This is a genomic window from Phycicoccus sp. Root563 (genome assembly GCF_001427915.1).
Lineage (GTDB): Bacteria > Actinomycetota > Actinomycetes > Actinomycetales > Dermatophilaceae > Pedococcus.
Window position 1 is genome coordinate 914,156 of the sequence record NZ_LMGM01000001.1, and the last position, 18,683, is coordinate 932,838.

Sequence of the window (18,683 nt, forward strand, 5' to 3'; positions counted from 1 at the left end):
ACCGGTTCCGGTCAGCGCGGCAGGGCGCCCAGCCTGGCCAGGAGGATCGCCTCGGCCACGCAGACCTTCTCGAACTCGCCGAGGTGCAGCGACTCGTTCGCGCCGTGCGCCCTGGTGTCGGGGTCCTCCACGCCGGTGACGAGGATCGCGGCCTGCGGGAACTTCTCGGCGAACGCGGCGACGAACGGGATCGATCCCCCCACGCCGATGTCCACCGGCTCGACACCCCAGGCGTCGGTGAACGCGGCCCGCGTCTGGTCGTAGACCGGCCCGTCGGCGTCGGCCGCGAACCCGGCCCCCTGGTCGTCGAGGTGGACCTCCACCTTGGCGCCCCACGGGATGTTCGCCTCGACGTGGCGCTGCACCGCGGCATACGCGTCGAGGGGGACCTCGTCGGGAGCGAGGCGGATGGAGACCTTGGCGCTCGCGGTGGGCACGAGGGTGTTCGAGGACTTCGCCACGGAGGGGGCGTCGATGCCGATGACCGTGGCCGTGGGCTTGGCCCAGATGCGGTCGAGCAGCGAACCGGTGCCGATGACCTCGACCCCGTCGAGCAGGCCGGACTCCTCACGCAGGCGCGCCTCGTCGAAGTCGAGGTCGCTGGCGGTGCCCGACCGCAGGCCCGCGATCGCCACGTCGCCGGCGTCGTCGTGCAGGGTCGCGAGCAGCCGCACCAGCGCGGTGATCGCGTCCGGGACGGCGCCGCCGAACATGCCGGAGTGGATGCCGTGGTCGAGGGTGGTCACGGTCACCACGACCCGGATCAGGCCGCGCAGCGTCGTGGTGAGGGCCGGCTCGCCGATGGCCCAGTTGGTCGAGTCGGCGAGGACGATCGCGTCCGCGCGCAGCTTCTCCCCGTGCCGCTCGAGGATGGTGGGGAGCGAGTCGGAGCCGATCTCCTCCTCGCCCTCGACGAACACCGTCACGCCCACGGGCAGCTGCCCGCGGTGGGCGCGCAGGGCGGCGAGGTGGGCCATGATCCCGGCCTTGTCGTCGGCGGCGCCGCGCCCGTAGAGGCGTCCGTCACGCTCGGTCGGCTCGAACGGAGCGCTGTCCCAGTCCTTGTCGTCGCCGGGGGGCTGCACGTCGTGGTGGGCGTAGAGCATCACCGTCGGCGCACCCTCGGGCCCGTCGACGTGGGCGATCACCGCCGGACGACCGCCCTCGCGGACGATCTCCACCTCCAGCCCCTCGGCGCGGAGCAGCTCGGCGGTCGCCTCGGCGCTGGCCTCGACGTGGGCCTGGTCGAAGGCGTCGAGGCTGACGCTGGGGATGCGGGTCAGTGCCTCCAGGTCGGCACGCAGGCCGGGCATGAGGTCGGCCACCGTGGCCTTGAGGGCGGAAACCTGGTCGGGGCTCAGAACGTCGTCGGTCACGGCGGCGAGCCTAACGGGAGCGCGCACGCCGTCGCGATTCCGGGGAACCGAGGCGCACGGCATACAGTGAGCACGTGTTTGGACGCAGCAAGACCCTCAACGACCAGCAGGCCGAGACCATCGCGCGCGAGCACCGCGAGGGCGCCAAGAACCGGCCCACGCCCAAGCGCAGGGACCAGGAGGCGGCCAACCGTCGCCCGCTGGTCGTCGCCGACCGCAAGGAGGCCAAGAACCTCGACCGCGCCAAGCGGCGCGAGGCCCAGCTCCTGCAGCGCCAGGCCATGGCGACCGGCGACGACGCCCACCTCCCGGCCCGTGACAAGGGTCCGGTCCGCCGCTACATCCGCGACCACGTCGACGCCCGCTGGAACGTCGGCGAGTTCATGCTCCCGGTGATGATCCTCGTGCTGGCGCTGTCGTTCGTGCGCGTGCCGGCGGTCTTCCTCATCGTCTCGGTCGGCGTCTACGGCCTCCTGCTCGCCGCCGCGATCGACTCGTGGTTCATGTGGCGGGGCCTGAAGAAGAAGCTCGTGGCGAAGTTCGGTGCCGACAAGGTCGGCCGCGGGCTGGCCATGTACGCCGTGATGCGCGGCTTCCAGATCCGTCGCTCGCGCATGCCGCGCGCCCTCGCCAAGCGCGGCGAGTACCCGGCCTGACGGTTCCCCGGTCGGCTGACCTGGGTCGCCCCCTACTCGGCGGCGCGCAGGCTCATCGGCCCGTAGACGACGACGCCCTCGTGGTGCAGGACGACGGCGTCGACCCCCGCGTCGCCGAGCTCGTGCCAGCTCTCGCCGAACCAGTTCTCCGCGTCGGACTGGGACGGGAACGCCGTCGTCACGAGCTCCTCGCCGGTCAGCTCCTTGCCATCGGCGTCGAGATAGGTCCACGTCCACGCTTCGCTCATGGCGCCACTGTAGGCGGCTGCCGCGACAGCACGCCCGGGGGCGGCTTTGACACCCGTGGGCGCCGGTGCAACGGTCGGGCACTGTGATCGTCCTCGAGGGTGTGCGCCTGGCGTATGGCGCGCAGCAGGCCCTGCGGGACGTCACCGTGAGCGTCCCCGAGGGTGAGCTCGTGCTCGTCGTCGGCCCCACGGGGTCGGGCAAGACGACCCTCCTGCGCACCCTCGCCGACGTCGGGCACGCCCGCACCGCCGTGACGGCGGGCCGGGTCGACGTCGACGGGACGGACCCGCGCACCTGCGACCAGACGACGCTGTCCGCCCTCGTCGGGTGGGTGCCGCAGGACCTGGCGACGGGGTTCTCCACCGACACCGTCGAGGCCGAGGTCGGGCGCCACGTGAGCGCGTCGGCGGGCGACCCGCACGGTGGCGAGCGCCGCATCGAGGAGACCCTCGACCTGCTCGGGCTCACCCCGTTGCGCAGCCGTCGCCTCGTCGACCTCTCCGGGGGCGAGCAGCAACGGGTGGCGATCGCCGCAGCCCTCGTGACCGGTCCCCGGGTGCTGGTCCTCGACGAACCGACCTCGGCGCTCGACCCCGTGGCGGCGGAGGACGTCCTCGCCACGCTGCACCGGCTGGTGCACGACGTCGGCGTCACCGTCCTCGTCTCCGAGCACCGCCTCGAACGGGTCGTCCACCACGCCGACGCCGTGCTGCTGGTCGGCGACGGCGTCGTCAGCCCGTTGCTCGACACCGCCGACGCGATGGCCCGCTCGGCCATCCACCCGCCGCTGGTCGACCTGGGTCGCAACCTCGGCTGGGACCCGTTGCCCCTGTCCGTGCGGGACGCCCGTCGCGCGGCCCGAGACCTGCGGGGCTCCCTCGACGGCTCGTCCACCCACGGGCCACCGCTCGTCGGGTCGCCCGCGGCCCCGGCGGGGCGTCCGGCCCCGGGCGGGCCGTCGCCCCTGGTCGAGGCCCGCGGCCTCGGGGTGTTGCGCGGCGACACCGTCGCCCTGCGCGGGGTGGACCTGGCCCTCGCCCGCGGCGAGGTCGTCGCCCTGATGGGCCGCAACGGCGCCGGGAAGTCGACCCTCCTGCACGCCCTGGCGCGCGACCTGCGGCCGTCGACGGGACGCGTGCGCCACGACGGCGCCGGAGCCGTCGCGCTGTCGACCCAGGACCCGGCAGCCACGGTGGCCGCCCTCGTCGGGGCCGACGCCGACGGCCCCGTGTCCGCGGTTCTGGCGGCCGTGGACGGGAGTGCCGAGGTGTTCGCGCGGCTGGCACCGGGGGCGGCGCCCGACGGTCCGGTCAGCGCCCTCTCCCAGGGCCAGCGCATGGCGTTGTCCCTCGCCACCGTCCTGGCCCGCCGGGCACCGTTGACGTTGCTCGACGAGCCCACCCGGGGCCTGGACTACGGCGCCAAGGCCCGGCTGGTGGGCGTCCTGCGCGAGCTCGCCGCACGCGGCGTCGCCGTGCTCGTCGCCACCCACGACGTCGAGCTCGCGGCCGAGGTGGCCGACCGCGTCATCGTCCTCGCCGAGGGCGAGGTCGTGGCCGACGGTGCGGCGGTGACCGTGCTGCTCGACTCCCCCGCATTCGCCCCGCAGGTCGCCAAGGTCGTGCGCCCGGCGCCGTACCTCACGGTCGCCTCGCTCGTCGCGGCGCTCGCCCGCCCCTGACGGGGCTCGGCAGTGGTCACGGCAGGGGCGCCCGCGGGCGGGGTCAGGCGCGCCGGGGGTCAGGCGCGACGGACCTCGGCCTCGACGACGACGTCGGTGGTCAGCGAGTTGGCGATGTAGCACTGCTCGTGCGCCTCGTGCAGCAACCGCTCGACCTCCTCGTCGGTGACCGTCCCGGCCACGGTGACCACGGGCCGCAGCACGATGCGGGTGATCCGCTGCGGCGTCACGTCCTGCGGCATCTCCCCCGTCGCCTCGTCGGCGTACCCGACGACGTCGACCTTCGCCCTGGCCGCCACCGCGAGGAACGACAGCAGCTGGCAGGACGAGGCAGCGAGGACGAGCAGCTGCTCGGGGTTGGGCAGGTCCGCGTCGCCGCGGAAGTGTGGGTCGGCCGACAGGTCGAGCCCGTCGGTCGCCGGCGGCAGGAACGCCGAGTGCGCCCGCGGGTAGTCGCGGTAGCCGACACCGGTGGAGCCGTCCCACCGGACCTGCGCGCGGTACTCGTGCGACGCCATACCGGCCCCCCCTCCCGTCAGCCCTCGCGGACGTCGACCGTCACGAACGGCGGCTTGACCACGGTGGCGGTGACCTCGCGCCCGCGGACGTCGATGACGACGTCGTCGCCCTCGGCGACCGTCGGCTTGAGGAGGGCGAGCGCGATGCCGTTCTTCAGGGTCGGGCTGAACGTCCCGGACGTGACCTCGCCGACGACCGCACCGTCCACCTTCACCGCACACTGCGCCCGCGGTATGCCGCGGCCGGTCGCGAGCAGGCCCCACGCCACCCGCTCGGGGCCGGCCGCCTTCTCGGCGACCAGCGCGTCCTTGCCCCAGAAGGCGTCCTTCTTCCAGCCGACCGCCCAGCCGACACGCGCCTGGACGGGCGTGATCTCGGTGGAGAGCTCGTGGCCGTGCAGGGCGTACCCCATCTCGGTCCGGAGGGTGTCGCGAGCGCCCAGGCCGCAGGGCAGCCCGTCATAGGGGGCAGCCGCCTCGGTGAGGGCGTCCCAGAGCTGGGCGGCGACGTCCCACGCGGGGACGAGCTCGTAGCCGCGCTCGCCGGTGTAGCCGGTGCGGCACACGATGACGGGCAGGCCGTTCCAGTCGGTCTCGACGAAGGACATGTACTCGTGCCCGGTCGGCAGGCCGAGCGCGTCGAGCACCTCGTCCGACCTGGTGCCCTGGACGGCGATGACGCCGTAGGACTCGTGCAGGTCCTCCACCACGATGCCCTCGGGGGCGGCGTCGGCCAGGCGGCGGACCACCTCGGCGGTGTTGGCGGCGTTCGGGATGAGGAAGACGTCCTCGTCGCTGCGCAGGTAGGCGATGAGGTCGTCGACGACACCGCCGTTCTCGTCGCAGCACAGGGTGTACTGCGCCTTGCCCTCGTGGATCCGGCCGAGGTCGTTCGTCAGGCAGGAGTTGACGAAGTCGCGGGCCCCCGGACCCGAGACGCGGGCCTTGCCCAGGTGCGACACGTCGAAGATCCCGACGGACGACCGCACCGCGGTGTGCTCGCGGACGACGCCGCCTCCGGGGTACTCGATCGGCATCTCCCAGCCACCGAAGTCGGCCATCTTGGCGCCCAGCGCCACGTGCCGGTCGTGCAGGGGGGAGGTCTTCAGGGCTGCGTCGCTCATGGGCCGAACGCTACCGCCCCGTGCCGCGGACCCCCGCCGGCACGGATATCCTGCGCAAGCAGGGCCAAACCCACACCACACGAAGGATGCGAACGTGACCACCGTCAACGTTTCCGACCGATCCGCCCACGACCTCAAGGCCGACGTCGTCGTGCTCGGCACGGTCGACGACTCCGGCTCCGCGGCCCTCGCCGCCGGCCACGGGCTCCCCCGCGACGCCGCCGCCCACGTGGCCGCGCAGCTCGCGGCCCTGCACGCGACCGGCAAGCCCGAGGAGGTCCTCACCCTCGCCGCGGTGCCCTCGGTCGCCGCCCCGCGCGTCGTGCTCACCGGTCTCGGCTCCGCCACCGCCCGCACCACGTCGTTCGACGCGGAGGTCCTGCGCCGCGCCGCCGGCGCCGCCGTCCGCTCCGTGAAGAAGGCCGGCAAGGTCGTCGTGGCGCTGCCCGCCTCCGGCGTCGAGTCGGTCGCGGCGGTCGCCGAGGGCGCAGCGCTGGGTGCCTACCACTACCGCGGGATCCGCGGTCCGGTGAAGGCCTCCCGTGCGAAGGGCACCAAGGCCGCGGCGAAGGACGAGGGTGTCACCACGATCACGGTGGTCACCGCCGACGCGCGGCTCAAGGCCGTCAAGGCGGCGGCGACCCGCGCCGCGGTGCTCGCGGACGCCAAGGCCTACGCCCGCGACCTGGTCAACACCCCGCCGAACGTCCTCTTCCCGCAGTCGTTCGCCGACTCGGTCAAGGCGCGCAACACCGCCGCCAAGGCCAAGGTCACCATCAAGGTGCTGGACGAGAAGGCGCTCGAGAAGGGCGGCTTCGGCGGGATCGTCGGCGTCGGCCAGGGCTCGGTCAACCCGCCCCGCATCGTCACCCTGACGTGGGCCCCCGCCGGCGCCCGGCACTCGGTCGCGCTCGTCGGCAAGGGCATCACCTTCGACTCCGGCGGCCTGTGCATCAAGCCCCCGGCCTCCATGCTCACCATGAAGTCCGACATGGCCGGAGCGGCGGCCGTCGCGGCGACCGTGTTCGCGGCCGCCGAGCTGGGCCTGCCCGTCACGGTGACCGGCTACCTGTGCCTCGCCGAGAACATGCCGAGCGGCAGCGCGCAGCGTCCCGGCGACGTCGTGACGATGCGGAACGGCACCACGGTCGAGATCCTCGACACGGACGCCGAGGGCCGCATGGTGCTCGGTGACGGCCTCGTCCTCGCGGGCGAGGCGAACCCCGACGCCATCGTCGACATCGCCACCCTCACCGGCGCGCAGATGGTGGCCCTCGGTGGCCGGGTCGCCGGGATCATGGCCAACGACGACGCCTTCCGCGACCGGGTCCGCGCCGCCGCCGACGGATCGGGCGAGGCCGCCTGGCCGATGCCGCTGCCGAGCGACCTGCGCTCGCAGCTCGAGTCCGCGGTCGCCGACCTCTCCCACAAGGGCGAGCGCTGGGGCGGCATGCTCACGGCCGGCCTGTTCCTCAGTGAGTTCGTCGAGGAGGGCACCCCGTGGGCCCACGTCGACATCGCCGGCCCGTCATTCAACGAGGGCGCGCCCTACGGCTACACGCCGAAGGGCGCGACCGGCTACGGCGTCGCGACCCTGCTGTCGCTCGTGGAGGGCTACGCCGGCTGACGCGGCGGACGGGTGACCGGCATGCCGGCCACCCGTCATACCGACAGCGCAGAGGGGCCCGTCCGGATCGGACGGGCCCCTCTGCAGATATATCCAGGCGTGGATCAGCAGTGCGGTCGAGCCGCCTCAGCCACCGCTCTTGCGCCGGAACATCTGCTGCGTCGCGCTCGTCGCCGCGCCCTGGGCGTGGTCGACCTTGCCGTGCTCGCTGTCATCGGACACGTCGCGCCCTGCGTGCGACTGCTTCTTGTCCAGGGCCTCGCGGAACTTGCGCTTCATCTCCTCGCTGGGCCCCGTGGATCCCTGGGACCCCTGGGACTTCGCACCGTCGGACTTGGCCATCGTGCCCTCCTGCTGCTCGTGCGGCGCGGGCCGCGTGCGGACCCGCCGTGGGTCAACCTTCGCATCCCGGCTCCGGGGGGCACCACCGCATATCCCGTCGGGTCGAGCGCGCGTCGTGCCTCGCGACGCCACCGGTATGGCGCGTCAGTCCTTCTTGCGCTGGCGGGAGTTCCACTCCCGCATGCGGTTGGGGTACCCGGTCTGGAGCACGTCGTACACCGGGACGCCCAGGCTCCCTGCCAGGTCGAAGGCTGCCTGCCGGGAACCGGCCGCACGACGAGTCCACTCGCCGTCGTGCGCGATGAGGATCACCGTCGTCGCCGTGACGTTGGTGGGTGGCTCGACGTAGGCCTCGACCCCGCGACGACTCTGGGTGAAGTCGGCGAAGTGCTTGCGCACCGCCTGCTGGTCCACCGCCATGTTGGGTCCGTCGGACGGACCACGTCCGGAGCCCTTGTGTCCCCGCTTCCACCACGCCATGACCCAACGATAGGGGGACGGACTGTGCAACTGCTGCCATTGCACGGACGTGGACCTGCTTGCGCCCCGCACTCCAAACAGTGACAAGATGCACTGTGTCGATCCCGGGCTGGTCACGACCTGGCCGCTCCACCGTCGACGAGGACCACCCAGTGCCCACGACGCGAGGGAGCGAGCATGTCGGCTGACGCCGAGACCATCTTCGATGTAGTCATCCTGGGTGGAGGAAGTGGCGGCTACGCCTGCGCGTTCCGTGCGGCCGAGCTCGGACTGAGCGTCGCACTCGTCGAGAAGGACAAGCTCGGTGGCACCTGCCTGCACGTCGGGTGCATCCCGACCAAGGCGCTCCTGCACGCGGCCGAGGTCGCCGACACCGCCCGTGAGGGTGCGCAGTTCGGCGTGAAGTCGACCTTCGAGTCGGTCGACATGTCCGGCGTCAACGCCTACAAGGACGGCGTCATCGCGCGCCTCTACAAGGGCCTGCAGGGTCTGGCCAAGGCCCACAAGATCGAGCTGGTCGAGGGCGCCGGGCGCCTGGTCGACCGCTCCACCGTCGAGGTCGACGGCCGTAGGGTCCGCGGCCGCAACGTCGTCCTCGCCACCGGCTCGTACGCGAAGTCGTTGCCCGGCCTGGAGATCGGCGGTCGGATCATGACCAGCGAGCAGGCCCTGGCGCTGGACTTCGTACCGCCGCGCGTCGTCGTCCTCGGTGGCGGCGTCATCGGGGTCGAGTTCGCGTCGGTGTTCCGTTCGTTCGGTTCCGAGGTCACCATCGTCGAGGCGCTTCCCCGGCTCGTCGCCGCCGAGGACGAGGCCGTCTCCAAGACGCTCGAGCGCTCGTTCCGCAAGCGCAAGATCGCGTTCCGGACCGGGGTCAGGTTCGCGGGCGCGACGCAGTCGGGCGACACCGTGACCGTCTCGCTCGAGGACGGCGCCACCATCGAGGCCGACCTGCTCCTCGTCGCCGTCGGCCGTGGGCCCGTCACCGAGGGCCTCGGGTATGCCGAGGCCGGCGTCACCCTCGACCGTGGTTTCGTCACCACCGACGAGCGCCTGCGCACCGGCGTGGAGGGTGTCTACGCCGTCGGCGACATCGTCCCCGGGCTGCAGCTCGCCCACCGTGGGTTCGCCCAGGGCATCTTCGTCGCCGAGGAGATCGCGGGACTGGCCCCGGCCGTCATCGACGAGCTCGGCATCCCGCGAGTCACCTACTGCGACCCCGAGATCGCCTCGGTCGGCCTCACCGAGAAGCAGGCGGCCGAGAAGTACGGCGAGGTCGAGACGTACGAGTACAACCTCGGCGGCAACGGCAAGTCGCAGATCCTGCAGACGCAGGGGTTCGTGAAGCTGGTGCGCGAGAAGGACGGTCCCGTCGTGGGCATCCACATGATCGGCGCCCGCATGGGTGAGCAGATCGGCGAGGCGCAGCTCATCTACAACTGGGAGGCGCTCCCCTCCGACGTCGCCGGGCTGATCCACGCCCACCCGACCCAGAACGAGTCCCTCGGTGAGGCGCACCTGGCGCTCGCCGGCAAGCCCCTGCACGCCCACACCTAGACGCACTGCTGATCCGCCAGCGAACACGAAACAAGGAGATAGAGGGACATGTCTGAACGCGTGACCATGCCGGCCCTGGGTGAGTCGGTCACCGAAGGCACCGTGACGCGCTGGCTGAAGAACGTCGGCGACACCGTCGAGGTCGACGAGCCGCTGCTGGAGGTCTCCACCGACAAGGTCGACACGGAGATCCCCTCGCCCGTCGCGGGTGTCCTCCAGGAGATCCTGGCGAACGAGGACGACACCGTCCCCGTCGGCGCCGACCTCGCCGTCATCGGTGACGGCAGCGACAGCGCAAGCAGCGACTCCGGCGACCAGTCCGGCGACGCCGGGCAGGACGCGGGCGAGCAGGCCTCCGCCGAGCAGGCGTCGGCGGAGTCCGACGAGCCGCCGGCCGAGGCTCCCTCGACCGAGCAGGCGCCGCAGGAGTCCACCTCCGAGCCCGAGGCCGCTGCGGCCAGCGGGTCCTCCGACGGTGGTTCCTCCGACGGTGGTGGCTCTGGTTCGGGTGGCTCTGGTTCGGGTGAGACGGTCACCATGCCGGCGCTCGGCGAGTCCGTCACCGAGGGCACCGTCACCCGCTGGCTCAAGGCCGAGGGCGACACCGTCGAGGTCGACGAGCCGCTGCTCGAGGTCTCCACCGACAAGGTCGACACCGAGATCCCCTCGCCGGTCGCCGGCACGCTCACCAAGATCCTCGTCCAGGAGGACGACACCGTCCCCGTCGGTGGCGAGCTCGCCATCATCGGCGGCTCCGGCTCGTCCGGCGGTTCGGGCGACAGCACGCCCGCCGAGGCCCCCAAGGAGGCCGAGGCCCCGAAGGAGGAGTCCAAGCCGGAACCCGCTCCCGAGCCCGAGGCGCCGAAGCAGGAGGCTCCCCAGCAGGAGGCTCCCAAGGAGGAGGCCCCCGAGCAGGAGGCCCCCGCTGCTCCTGCGCCGCAGGCTGCTGCCGCCCCCGAGTCCGCACCCGCTGCGCAGTCGTCGGGCGACAGCCAGGACGCGTCCGCCTACGTCACACCGCTCGTGCGCAAGCTCGCGGCCGAGAACAAGGTCGACCTCGGCTCCCTCAAGGGGACCGGCGTCGGTGGCCGTATCCGCAAGCAGGACGTGCTCGACGCCGCCAAGGCTGCCGAGGAGGCTGCCAAGGCCGCGGCGGCTCCCGCCCCGGCGGCTGCTGCCCCTGCTGCCGCTCCCGCGGCGTCGACCTCGTCGGCGGCCCCGGCATCGGGCTCGGCCTCGGTCTCGCCGAAGCGCGGCACCACGGAGAAGATGTCCCGGCTGCGCCAGACCATCGCCAAGCGCATGGTCGAGTCACTCCAGGTCTCGGCCCAGCTGACCACGGTGGTCGAGGTCGACGTCACGAAGATCGCGCGGCTGCGGGCCAAGGCCAAGAACGAGTTCGCACAGCGCGAGGGCACCAAGCTCAGCTTCCTGCCGTTCTTCGCCCTCGCGGCCGTCGAGGCGCTCAAGGCCCACCCGTCGGTGAACTCCAGCGTCGAGGGCACCGAGGTGACCTACCACGGCACCGAGAACCTCGGTGTGGCCGTCGACACCGAGCGTGGCCTCCTCGTCCCGGTCATCAAGGACGCCGGCGACCTCAACATCGCCGGGCTGGCCCGCAAGATCGCCGACCTCGCCGAGCGCACCCGCACCAACAAGATCGGCCCGGACGAGCTCGGCGGCGGCACCTTCACGCTGACCAACACCGGCAGCCGGGGCGCCCTGTTCGACACCCCGATCATCAACCAGCCCAACGTCGCCATCCTCGGCACCGGCGCGGTCGTCAAGCGCCCGGTCGTGGTGTCCGACGGTGACGGCGGCGAGACGATCGCGGTCCGGTCGATGGTCTACCTGGCCCTGTCGTACGACCACCGGGTCGTCGACGGTGCCGATGCCGCGCGCTTCCTCACCACGATGAAGACGCGTCTCGAGGAGGGCGGGTTCGAGTCCGACCTCGGGCTCTGACCTTCCCCACCTCACCAGGAGCACTCATGCCGCAGCGCGTTGCCGTCACCGGTTCCACCGGCCTCATCGGCAGCGCGCTGTCGGCGTTCCTGCGCGAGCGGGGCGACGAGGTGGTGCGCCTGGTCCGTCGGGCGCCCGAACAACCCGACGAGGTCCGCTGGGACCCCGCCGCCCGGCTGCTCGACCCCGCGGCGCTCTCGGGCGTGACGGCCGTCGTGCACCTCGCCGGGGCCGGGGTCGGCGACCACCGCTGGACCCCCTCCTACCAGCAGCAGATCCTCGGCTCGCGCGTCGACGGCACCACGACGATCGCCACGGCGCTGGCCGACCTCGGCGAGCCCGTGCGCCTCGTCAGTGGGTCGGCGGTCGGTGTCTACGGCGACCGGGGTGACGAGGTCCTCACCGAGGACTCCCCCCTGGGCGGCGGTTTCCTCAGCGAGGTCGTCCGCGCCTGGGAGGCAGCCGCGGACCCTGCCCGCGACGCAGGCCTCTCGGTGGCCCACCCGCGCACCGGGATCGTGCTCTCCCCCGAGGGCGGCGCCCTGTCCCGCATGCTGCCGCTGGCCCGCCTCGGCATCAACGGCCCGCTGGGCAACGGCCGTCAGTGGTGGCCGTGGATCTCCCTGCGCGACACCGTCGCCGGGCTCGCCCACCTCGTCGACCACCCCGAGGTCGAGGGTCCGGTCAACCTCGTGGCCCCCACCCCCGATCGCCAGATCGACATCGCCAGGGCCCTGGGCCGCCAGATCCACCGGCCGGCGATCTTCCCGGCGCCCGCCTTCGGCATCAAGCTCGTGCTCGGGGGCTTCTCCGACGAGATCCTCACGAGCAAGCGGGTCGTCGCTCAGCGACTCACCGCCTCCGGCTTCACCCACCGCGACCCCGACATCGCCTCCGCCCTGCGCTGGGTGCTCGCGCAGCAGTCCTGAGACCCACCAGCCACTCCTACCAGCCACTCGTCACGCGACTGCCTCCACCCGTTCGACCAGCCAGCGCCCCCCGCTCCACACCAGGACGAACCGCAGGGCCTGCCCCCGCACCGCCGCCTCGCGGCGCACCACCCGCCGTGCGTCGGTCGCCGACACGACCCGGTATGCCGCCGTGTCGACGACCGCCTCGACGGTCGCCGACCGCGTGGTCACGGTGTCGGGACGTGCCGACCGCACGGTCAGCCGGACGCCGGCGTAGGCCACCCCGGCCTCGCGGACCCGGCGCAGGTCTGCGGTGTCGCGGTCCAGGGCGGCCGAGCCGGGGGCGTCCAGGTCGGCCAGGTCGTCGTCGCGGCCGCTGACCATGACCTCGGCCCGCAGGGTGGCCAGCTCCTGGACGAGGGCCTGGGGGGCGAGCGTCGGCGCCCGGTGGTCCCGTTGCGCGTGCCGAGGCGACACGGACGGCGAAGGGGTCCGCGCCGTGAGGCTCGCTCGCGGGCCGGGCGCCGGCGCCCCGCGCTCCGTGGACCTCGCAACGCGCGCGGGGTCGTCCGTCGGGCGGCCCGGTCCGAGCCACCCCGGCGACCGAACCACCCCCGTCGCCAGCAGGGCCCCCAGCACGAGCGCCGACAGCAGTCCCGCCCCGGCCACCCCGGCCCTCGTCCTCGGCCGCTCCAGGCACGTCCTCGACCGCCGCAGCCACGTCCCCACCTCCACCGGCGCGGCGACCCCCGGTGCCGCCTCGTGGTCGGATGGTGGTCGGCGCAGCCGCTGCGTCAGCAACGAGGTCTCGTCCGTGCCAACGACCAGCCGCACGGGTTCGCAGGGCGCCGAGTCGAACCACGCCAGGGCGAGCTCCGCCGCACTCGGACGGTCCGCCGGGTCGGCCGCGAGCGCGCGCGTCGTCACGTCCCGCCACGCGTCGGGGACCTCGGGGGCGAGCGTCTCGAGCGGGGGCCGCCAGGAGACGGGCTCGGGGGCCTGCCCGGTGACGCACCACCAGGCCAGGGCCCCCGCGGCATACACGTCGGCAGCCGGGGTGACGGGACCGCCGTCCACGACCTCCGGCGCCACGAACCCCGCGGTGCCGACCGCGTGCCCCGGCGCCTCACCGACGAACCCGGCCACCCCGAGGTCGGCGAGCAACGGGCGACCCGAGCGTTCGAGCAGGACGTTGCCCGGCGTGACATCGCCGTGCTGCACCCCGACCGCGTGCAGGCCCGCGAGGGTTCGCGCGACGGGTGCCAGGACGGTCACCGACTCCCCCACGTTCAGGTGCCCGCGAGCCCCGACCACCCGGGCCAGCGACCCGCCGGCCACGTGGTCGAGGACCAGCGCCACCCGCCGGTCCGCGCCGGGGAGCGCCACCGCCTCGTGGAACCGCACCAGGCCGTCGACCTCGACGCGGCCGAGCACCCCGAGCTCGCGGACCGCCGCGTCCGCCTGCTCGCCCACACCGACCGGGACGACCTTGACCGCCACCGGCGACCCGTCGCCGTCGCGGGTGGCCGCCCACACGACACCGCTGCCACCGGCCCCGATCCGGGCGCCCAACCTGTAGCCGGGCACCCGCGGTGGCGCCTTCTCGTCGGCACGGGTCTCGTCGTCCGGGTCCACCACCTCAGTCTGGCCACGGACGCGGCACCCCCTTCCCGGTTGTCCACAGGCCCGGGCGCGGGTAGCCGTCAGCAGCCGTCCTAGAGTCGGGGCCATGCCTGCAGACCAGCCCACGATCCTGGCCACCTCGGGTGGCTACCGCTACGGCTCCCGCATCCGCCTCGAGTTCAACTCGCTCGTGCACCACGCGGTCGAGCTGTCCGGCGCCGAGGGACGCGCCCCGCGCATCACCCACCTCGGCACCGCCGGAGGGGACCAGGCCTACTTCAACGGCTGGATGGACGAGGCCGGTCGCCACGCCGGGTTCGACCTGAGCAACCTCAACCTCTTCTCGATGCCGAACGTCGAGGACGTCGAGGGCCACCTCCTTCAGCAGGACGTCGTGTGGGTCAACGGCGGCTCGGTGGCGAACCTCCTGGCCGTCTGGCGGGTGCACGGGCTGGACGAGATCTTCGAGCGGGTCTGGCGCGCGGGCGTCGTCCTCGCCGGCGTCTCGGCCGGTTCGATCTGCTGGTACCGCGGCGGCACCACCGACTCGTTCGGCCCCGAGCTGCGCGCGGTCACCAACGGCCTGGCCCTGCTCCCCTACGGCAACGGCGTCCACTACGACTCCGAGGAGCGCCGCCGCCCGCTGGTCCACCAGCTCGTCGCCGACGGCACCCTGCCGACGACGCACTGCACCGACGACGGCGTCGGCCTCGTCTACCACGGCACCGAGCTCGCCGGGGCGGTCACCGAGACGGACGGCAAGGGGGCCTACCTCGTCACCCGTGATGGCGACACCGCCGTCGAGGAGCGCCTCGAGCCGGTCCGCCTCAAGGCGCCGTCGGTGCGGGCGTAACGTAGGGGCCATGCGGTTCGAGCACGTCGGTTTCTCCCCTGACCTCGTCGACTACGAGCAGGCCTGGGCCCACCAGCGCGAGGTCCACGCCGGGGTCGTCGCCGGCGACGAGGACACCGTGCTCCTGCTCGAGCACGCCGCCGTCTACACCGCGGGCAAGCGCACCGAACCCCAGCAGCGTCCCGTCGACGGGACGCCGGTCATCGACGTCGACCGGGGTGGGCTCATCACGTGGCACGGTCCCGGCCAGCTCGTCGGCTACCCCATCGTCCGCCTCCACGGGGTGCCGATCGACGTGGTCGCCCACGTCCGTCGCCTCGAGGAGGTGATGATCCGCACCTGTCGCGAGTTCGGCGTCGAGACGGTGCGGGTCGAGGGACGCAGCGGGGTGTGGGTGCTCGCCGACGACCGCGGCCCGGACCGCAAGCTCGGCGCCATCGGCGTGCGCGTGAGCCGTCAGGTGACGATGCACGGCTTCGCGCTCAACTGCGACGCCGACCTCTCGTGGGCCGACAACATCATCGCCTGCGGGATCGAGGACGCCGGGGTGAGCTCGATCAGCCGCGAGACCGGCCGGGTGGTCACCGTCCAGGACGTCCTCCCGTATGCCGAGAAGCACCTCGCCGACGTCCTCGCCCCCGCCTGACCGAATTGGGCTTCACCCAGCCCTCTCCCCACCGCCGGATCGAGGTATTTCCCCACCGCAGGACGGTGGCGGAATACCTCGAACGGCGCTGACGTAGTCTTGAGGGACGCCCGGTGACCTCCGGGCGCACCCGTGCCCCGCGGCATACCGGCCGCCGGAGGCGCACCGAACGCAAGGCGAGGGAGTCTGCTGTGACCGTGGCACCCGAGGGCAGGCGCATGCTGCGCGTCGAGGCGCGCAACGCCCAGACCCCGATCGAGCGCAAGCCGGAGTGGATCCGGACCACCGCGAAGATGGGCCCGGAGTACACGAAGCTGCACTCCATGGTGAAGACCGAGGGTCTGCACACGGTCTGCCAGGAAGCCGCCTGTCCCAACATCTTCGAGTGCTGGGAGGACAAGGAGGCGACCTTCCTCATCGGCGGTGACGTGTGCACCCGCCGCTGCGACTTCTGCGACATCGCCACCGGCCGCCCCGAGGCGCTCGACCGCGACGAGCCGCGCCGCGTGGCCGAGTCGGTCGCCACGATGGGACTGCGCTACTCCACCGTCACCGGTGTCGCCCGTGACGACCAGCCCGACGGCGCTGCCTGGCTCTACGCCGAGACCATCCGCCAGATCCACGCCAAGAACCCCACCACCGGTGTGGAGATCCTTCCCCCCGACTTCGGCGCCAAGCCCGAGCTCGTCGGCCAGGTCTTCGACGCCCGGCCCGAGGTGTTCGCCCACAACCTCGAGACCGTGCCGCGCATCTTCAAGCAGATCCGCCCCGCGTTCACCTACGACAAGTCCCTCCAGGTCCTGTCGATGGCGCGCGAGGCCGAGCTCGTCACCAAGTCCAACCTCATCCTCGGGATGGGCGAGGAGGACCACGAGGTCGAGCAGGCCATCCGCGACCTGCACGACGCGGGCTGCGACATCCTCACCATCACGCAGTACCTGCGTCCCTCCAAGCTGCACCACCCGATCGACCGCTGGGTGAAGCCGGAGGAGTTCGTGCACTGGTCCGACGTGGCGCAGGAGATGGGCTTCAAGGGCGTCATGGCCGGCCCCCTCGTGCGGTCGTCCTACCGCGCCGGCCGCCTGTGGGCGACCGCGATGAAGAAGTGGGGACGCGACATCCCCGAGCACCTCCAGCACCTCGCCGACGCCGCGGGTGACCCGGCCCGCCAGGAGGCTGCCTCCCTCGTGGCCGCACGCACGCCGGCCGCGTTGGGTGCACCCGCCTGACACCCGTATCCTGACCCCCATGGCCCGCGAGAAGAAGCAAGAGTCCGACACCCCGAAGAAGCAGGGCCGGTTCTCCCAGATCCGCCAGGTGTTCACGGCGGCACGGAAGGCAGACCCGACCATCCCGTGGTGGATGCTGCTCGCGTTCGTCGCCGTCCTCGCGGTCGGCACGACCATCGGTGTCCTCGTCGGTCACTGGACGTACGCCCTCGTCCTGAGCATCCCGCTCGGGCTGCTCGCCGCCACGCTCGTGCTCAGCCGCCGGGCGGAGCGCGCGGCGTACGCCAGCCTCGAGGGCCAGCCCGGTGCGGCCGGTGCCGCACTCGGTGCGCTGCGTCGTGGCTGGTTCTTCTCCCAGGAGCCGGTGGCCATCGACGGCGCCCGGGGCACCCGCCCCGAGGACATGCACGGCGCGGCCTTCGTCTACCGCGCGATCGGCCGTCCCGGCGTCGTCCTCGTCGCGGAGGGTCCGGACGCCCGTCGCACCAAGCTCATCGCCCAGGAGCGCAAGAAGGTCGAGCGGGTGGCCCCGGGCGTCCCGATCTCCGCGATCGTCGTCGGTGAAGGTGCCGACCAGGTGCCGGTGCGCAAGCTCAGCAACAAGATGACGCGCATGAAGCCCGTGCTGACCAAGGAAGAGGTCTCCGCGGTCAACAAGCGGCTCAAGTCCCTCGGTGGCATGCGCCCGCCCGTCCCCAAGGGGATCGACCCGCAGCGCGCCCGCATCGACCGCAAGGCCATGCGCGGCCGCTGATCGCGCCGGCCCGACCGGCGACCCGGACGCTCAGGTGGAGGCGCGCTCGACCAGCTCGGTGTCGAGCACCAGCTGTTCGTCGACGCGGCCGTCACCGTGGCCGATCTGGGCCAGCAGCATGGTCGCCATCTCGCGTCCCAGCTGCTCCATCGGCTGGTGCACGGTCGTCAGGGGTGGTTCGGCGACCTCGGCGAGCGGTCCGTCGTCGAACCCGACCAGGGCGACGTCGTCCGGCACCACGCGCCCGGCCTCCCGCAGCACCCGCAGCGCTCCGAGGGCCATGGGGTCGCTCGCCGCGAAGACCGCGTCCACGTCGGGGCGTCGGGCCAGCAGCGCACGCATGGCGGCGGCGCCACTGGCCTCGCTGAAGTCACCGAGCTCGACGAGCGAGTCGTCGACCTCGTGCCCGGCGGTCGCCACGGCGGCCCGGTATCCCTCGAGCCGGTCACGGCCGGCGATCATGTCCTGCGGACCGCCGATGTGCCCGACGACCGAGCGTCCCCGGGACAGCAGGTACGCCACCGCGTCGCGCGCTCCCCCGCTGTTGTCGACGTCGACGTAGCTCGCGTCCGCGAGCCCGTTCGGGCGCCCACAGAACACGATCGGCAGCCCGCGCCCCTGGATCAGCCCCGGCAGCGTGTCGGCGTCGTGGGCGGAGAGCATCAGGACCCCGTCGACGTGCTGGGGCGTCAGGTAGGAGTCGAGCCGGTCGACCTGCTCGCGGGTCTGCACCAGTGCCAGCACCAGCTGGCGGGACGCCTCCCCCACGACCGTCGTGATCCCCCGGACCACCCCGGCGAAGAACGGCTCACCGAAGATGCGCTCCTCGGACTCGGAGATGACCAGCGCGATGGCCCCGGTGCGGCGGGTCACGAGGGCGCGCGCCGCCATGTTGGGCACGTACCCGAGCTCGTCGACGGCACGCAGGACGCGGACGCGGGTCCGCTCCGAGACCTGGGGCGAGCCGTTGATGACGCGGGACACGGTCCCACGCCCGACCCCGGCACGGGCAGCAACCGCCTCGAGGGTGGGTTGCCCGCTCGAGCCGTTGGTCGTGCCGTTGGTCGTGCCGGTGGTCACGCCGTTCGTCAT

The 18,683-nt window shown here is 72.8% G+C and carries 18 protein-coding genes; 10 read left to right on the forward strand and 8 right to left on the reverse strand.

Translation table 11 applies throughout. The features are described 5' to 3' along the window. Positions 1–11: 11 nt before the first annotated feature. Entirely contained in the window at positions 12–1,376 is a 1,365-nt protein-coding gene (locus tag ASD62_RS04375; protein ID WP_056914913.1) for a dipeptidase, read from the reverse strand. A 74-nt stretch (positions 1,377–1,450) separates the two neighbouring features. On the opposite strand from ASD62_RS04375, the gene ASD62_RS04380 reads away from it, so the two are divergent. Continuing rightward, a complete protein-coding gene (locus tag ASD62_RS04380) occupies positions 1,451–2,032 on the forward strand; it encodes a DUF3043 domain-containing protein (RefSeq protein ID WP_056914914.1) in 582 nt (193 codons plus the stop codon). Between the two features lie 32 nt (positions 2,033–2,064). Here the strand turns inward: ASD62_RS04380 and ASD62_RS04385 are convergent, their stop codons facing one another. Then, positions 2,065–2,280, reverse strand: a complete 216-nt coding sequence (locus tag ASD62_RS04385) for a hypothetical protein (protein ID WP_056914915.1) — start codon at positions 2,278–2,280, stop codon at positions 2,065–2,067. Positions 2,281–2,363: 83 nt separating this feature from the next. Here ASD62_RS04385 and ASD62_RS04390 point away from each other — a divergent pair, with 83 nt between their 5' ends. Beyond that, the gene (locus ASD62_RS04390) at positions 2,364–3,962 is read left to right on the forward strand and encodes an ABC transporter ATP-binding protein (protein ID WP_056914916.1); all 1,599 of its coding nucleotides are present in this window, start codon (positions 2,364–2,366) and stop codon (positions 3,960–3,962) included. A 59-nt stretch (positions 3,963–4,021) separates the two neighbouring features. On the opposite strand, the gene ASD62_RS04395 is transcribed toward ASD62_RS04390, so the two are convergent. Together ASD62_RS04395 and gcvT are read right to left on the reverse strand one after the other, a co-directional pair. After that, complete coding sequence (locus tag ASD62_RS04395) at positions 4,022–4,480, reverse strand: OsmC family protein (RefSeq protein WP_056914917.1); 459 nt, start codon at positions 4,478–4,480, stop codon at positions 4,022–4,024. 17 nt (positions 4,481–4,497) lie between these two features. Then, the gene (gene gcvT / locus ASD62_RS04400) at positions 4,498–5,604 is read right to left on the reverse strand and encodes a glycine cleavage system aminomethyltransferase GcvT (RefSeq protein WP_056914918.1); all 1,107 of its coding nucleotides are present in this window, start codon (positions 5,602–5,604) and stop codon (positions 4,498–4,500) included. 94 nt (positions 5,605–5,698) lie between these two features. Here gcvT and ASD62_RS04405 point away from each other — a divergent pair, with 94 nt between their 5' ends. Beyond that, positions 5,699–7,231 (forward strand): leucyl aminopeptidase, encoded by a 1,533-nt coding sequence (locus tag ASD62_RS04405; RefSeq protein WP_056914919.1) that lies wholly within the window; start codon positions 5,699–5,701, stop codon positions 7,229–7,231. A gap of 126 nt (positions 7,232–7,357) precedes the next feature. Here ASD62_RS04405 and ASD62_RS04410 read toward each other — a convergent pair whose 3' ends face one another. Together ASD62_RS04410 and ASD62_RS04415 are read right to left on the reverse strand one after the other, a co-directional pair. Further along, positions 7,358–7,573 carry a DUF5302 domain-containing protein gene (locus tag ASD62_RS04410; protein WP_056914920.1) on the reverse strand — a complete coding sequence of 72 codons (216 nt, stop codon included), beginning with the start codon at positions 7,571–7,573 and terminating at the stop codon, positions 7,358–7,360. 144 nt (positions 7,574–7,717) lie between these two features. After that, on the reverse strand, positions 7,718–8,053 hold the full coding sequence (locus ASD62_RS04415) for a hypothetical protein (RefSeq protein WP_056914921.1): 336 nt from the start codon (positions 8,051–8,053) through the stop codon (positions 7,718–7,720). 177 nt (positions 8,054–8,230) lie between these two features. Between ASD62_RS04415 and lpdA the strand changes: the two genes are divergently transcribed. Genes lpdA through ASD62_RS04430 form a run of 3 tightly spaced genes read left to right on the forward strand, consistent with a single transcriptional unit; the run spans position 8,231 to position 12,504 of the window. Next, the gene (gene lpdA / locus ASD62_RS04420) at positions 8,231–9,610 is read left to right on the forward strand and encodes a dihydrolipoyl dehydrogenase (protein WP_056914922.1); all 1,380 of its coding nucleotides are present in this window, start codon (positions 8,231–8,233) and stop codon (positions 9,608–9,610) included. Positions 9,611–9,658: 48 nt separating this feature from the next. Further along, positions 9,659–11,575, forward strand: a complete 1,917-nt coding sequence (sucB, locus tag ASD62_RS04425) for a 2-oxoglutarate dehydrogenase, E2 component, dihydrolipoamide succinyltransferase (protein ID WP_056914923.1) — start codon at positions 9,659–9,661, stop codon at positions 11,573–11,575. A 26-nt stretch (positions 11,576–11,601) separates the two neighbouring features. Further along, the gene (locus ASD62_RS04430) at positions 11,602–12,504 is read left to right on the forward strand and encodes a TIGR01777 family oxidoreductase (RefSeq protein ID WP_056914924.1); all 903 of its coding nucleotides are present in this window, start codon (positions 11,602–11,604) and stop codon (positions 12,502–12,504) included. Positions 12,505–12,534: 30 nt separating this feature from the next. Here the strand turns inward: ASD62_RS04430 and ASD62_RS04435 are convergent, their stop codons facing one another. Then, positions 12,535–14,121: a serine/threonine-protein kinase gene (locus ASD62_RS04435; protein ID WP_056914925.1), complete on the reverse strand. Its 1,587-nt coding sequence runs from the start codon at positions 14,119–14,121 to the stop codon at positions 12,535–12,537. Positions 14,122–14,215: 94 nt separating this feature from the next. Here ASD62_RS04435 and ASD62_RS04440 point away from each other — a divergent pair, with 94 nt between their 5' ends. The 4 genes from ASD62_RS04440 (at position 14,216) to ASD62_RS04455 (ending at position 17,591) form a co-directional block, all read left to right on the forward strand. Beyond that, positions 14,216–14,962, forward strand: a complete 747-nt coding sequence (locus ASD62_RS04440; protein ID WP_056914926.1) for a peptidase E — start codon at positions 14,216–14,218, stop codon at positions 14,960–14,962. Between the two features lie 10 nt (positions 14,963–14,972). Continuing rightward, positions 14,973–15,608: a lipoyl(octanoyl) transferase LipB gene (lipB, locus tag ASD62_RS04445; RefSeq protein ID WP_056914927.1), complete on the forward strand. Its 636-nt coding sequence runs from the start codon at positions 14,973–14,975 to the stop codon at positions 15,606–15,608. Between the two features lie 191 nt (positions 15,609–15,799). Then, positions 15,800–16,837 (forward strand): lipoyl synthase, encoded by a 1,038-nt coding sequence (gene lipA, locus ASD62_RS04450; protein WP_056914928.1) that lies wholly within the window; start codon positions 15,800–15,802, stop codon positions 16,835–16,837. A 19-nt stretch (positions 16,838–16,856) separates the two neighbouring features. After that, complete coding sequence (locus tag ASD62_RS04455; RefSeq protein ID WP_056914929.1) at positions 16,857–17,591, forward strand: DUF4191 domain-containing protein; 735 nt, start codon at positions 16,857–16,859, stop codon at positions 17,589–17,591. A 30-nt stretch (positions 17,592–17,621) separates the two neighbouring features. On the opposite strand, the gene ASD62_RS04460 is transcribed toward ASD62_RS04455, so the two are convergent. Beyond that, entirely contained in the window at positions 17,622–18,683 is a 1,062-nt protein-coding gene (locus tag ASD62_RS04460) for a LacI family DNA-binding transcriptional regulator (protein WP_056914930.1), read from the reverse strand.

What these genes read in the sequence shown, in the direction of transcription:
- ASD62_RS04385 (WP_056914915.1), bottom strand. Translation starts at nt 2,280, where the DNA reads ATGAGCGAAGCGTGGACGTGGACCTATCTCGACGCCGATGGCAAGGAG.
- lpdA (WP_056914922.1), top strand. Translation starts at nt 8,231, where the DNA reads ATGTCGGCTGACGCCGAGACCATCTTCGATGTAGTCATCCTGGGTGGA.
- ASD62_RS04455 (WP_056914929.1), top strand. Translation starts at nt 16,857, where the DNA reads ATGGCCCGCGAGAAGAAGCAAGAGTCCGACACCCCGAAGAAGCAGGGC.
- lipB (WP_056914927.1), top strand. Translation starts at nt 14,973, where the DNA reads ATGCGGTTCGAGCACGTCGGTTTCTCCCCTGACCTCGTCGACTACGAG.
- sucB (WP_056914923.1), top strand. Translation starts at nt 9,659, where the DNA reads ATGTCTGAACGCGTGACCATGCCGGCCCTGGGTGAGTCGGTCACCGAA.
- ASD62_RS04395 (WP_056914917.1), bottom strand. Translation starts at nt 4,480, where the DNA reads ATGGCGTCGCACGAGTACCGCGCGCAGGTCCGGTGGGACGGCTCCACC.
- ASD62_RS04460 (WP_056914930.1), bottom strand. Translation starts at nt 18,683, where the DNA reads ATGACGAACGGCGTGACCACCGGCACGACCAACGGCACGACCAACGGC.
- gcvT (WP_056914918.1), bottom strand. Translation starts at nt 5,604, where the DNA reads ATGAGCGACGCAGCCCTGAAGACCTCCCCCCTGCACGACCGGCACGTG.
- ASD62_RS04410 (WP_056914920.1), bottom strand. Translation starts at nt 7,573, where the DNA reads ATGGCCAAGTCCGACGGTGCGAAGTCCCAGGGGTCCCAGGGATCCACG.
- ASD62_RS04440 (WP_056914926.1), top strand. Translation starts at nt 14,216, where the DNA reads ATGCCTGCAGACCAGCCCACGATCCTGGCCACCTCGGGTGGCTACCGC.
- ASD62_RS04430 (WP_056914924.1), top strand. Translation starts at nt 11,602, where the DNA reads ATGCCGCAGCGCGTTGCCGTCACCGGTTCCACCGGCCTCATCGGCAGC.
- ASD62_RS04415 (WP_056914921.1), bottom strand. Translation starts at nt 8,053, where the DNA reads ATGGCGTGGTGGAAGCGGGGACACAAGGGCTCCGGACGTGGTCCGTCC.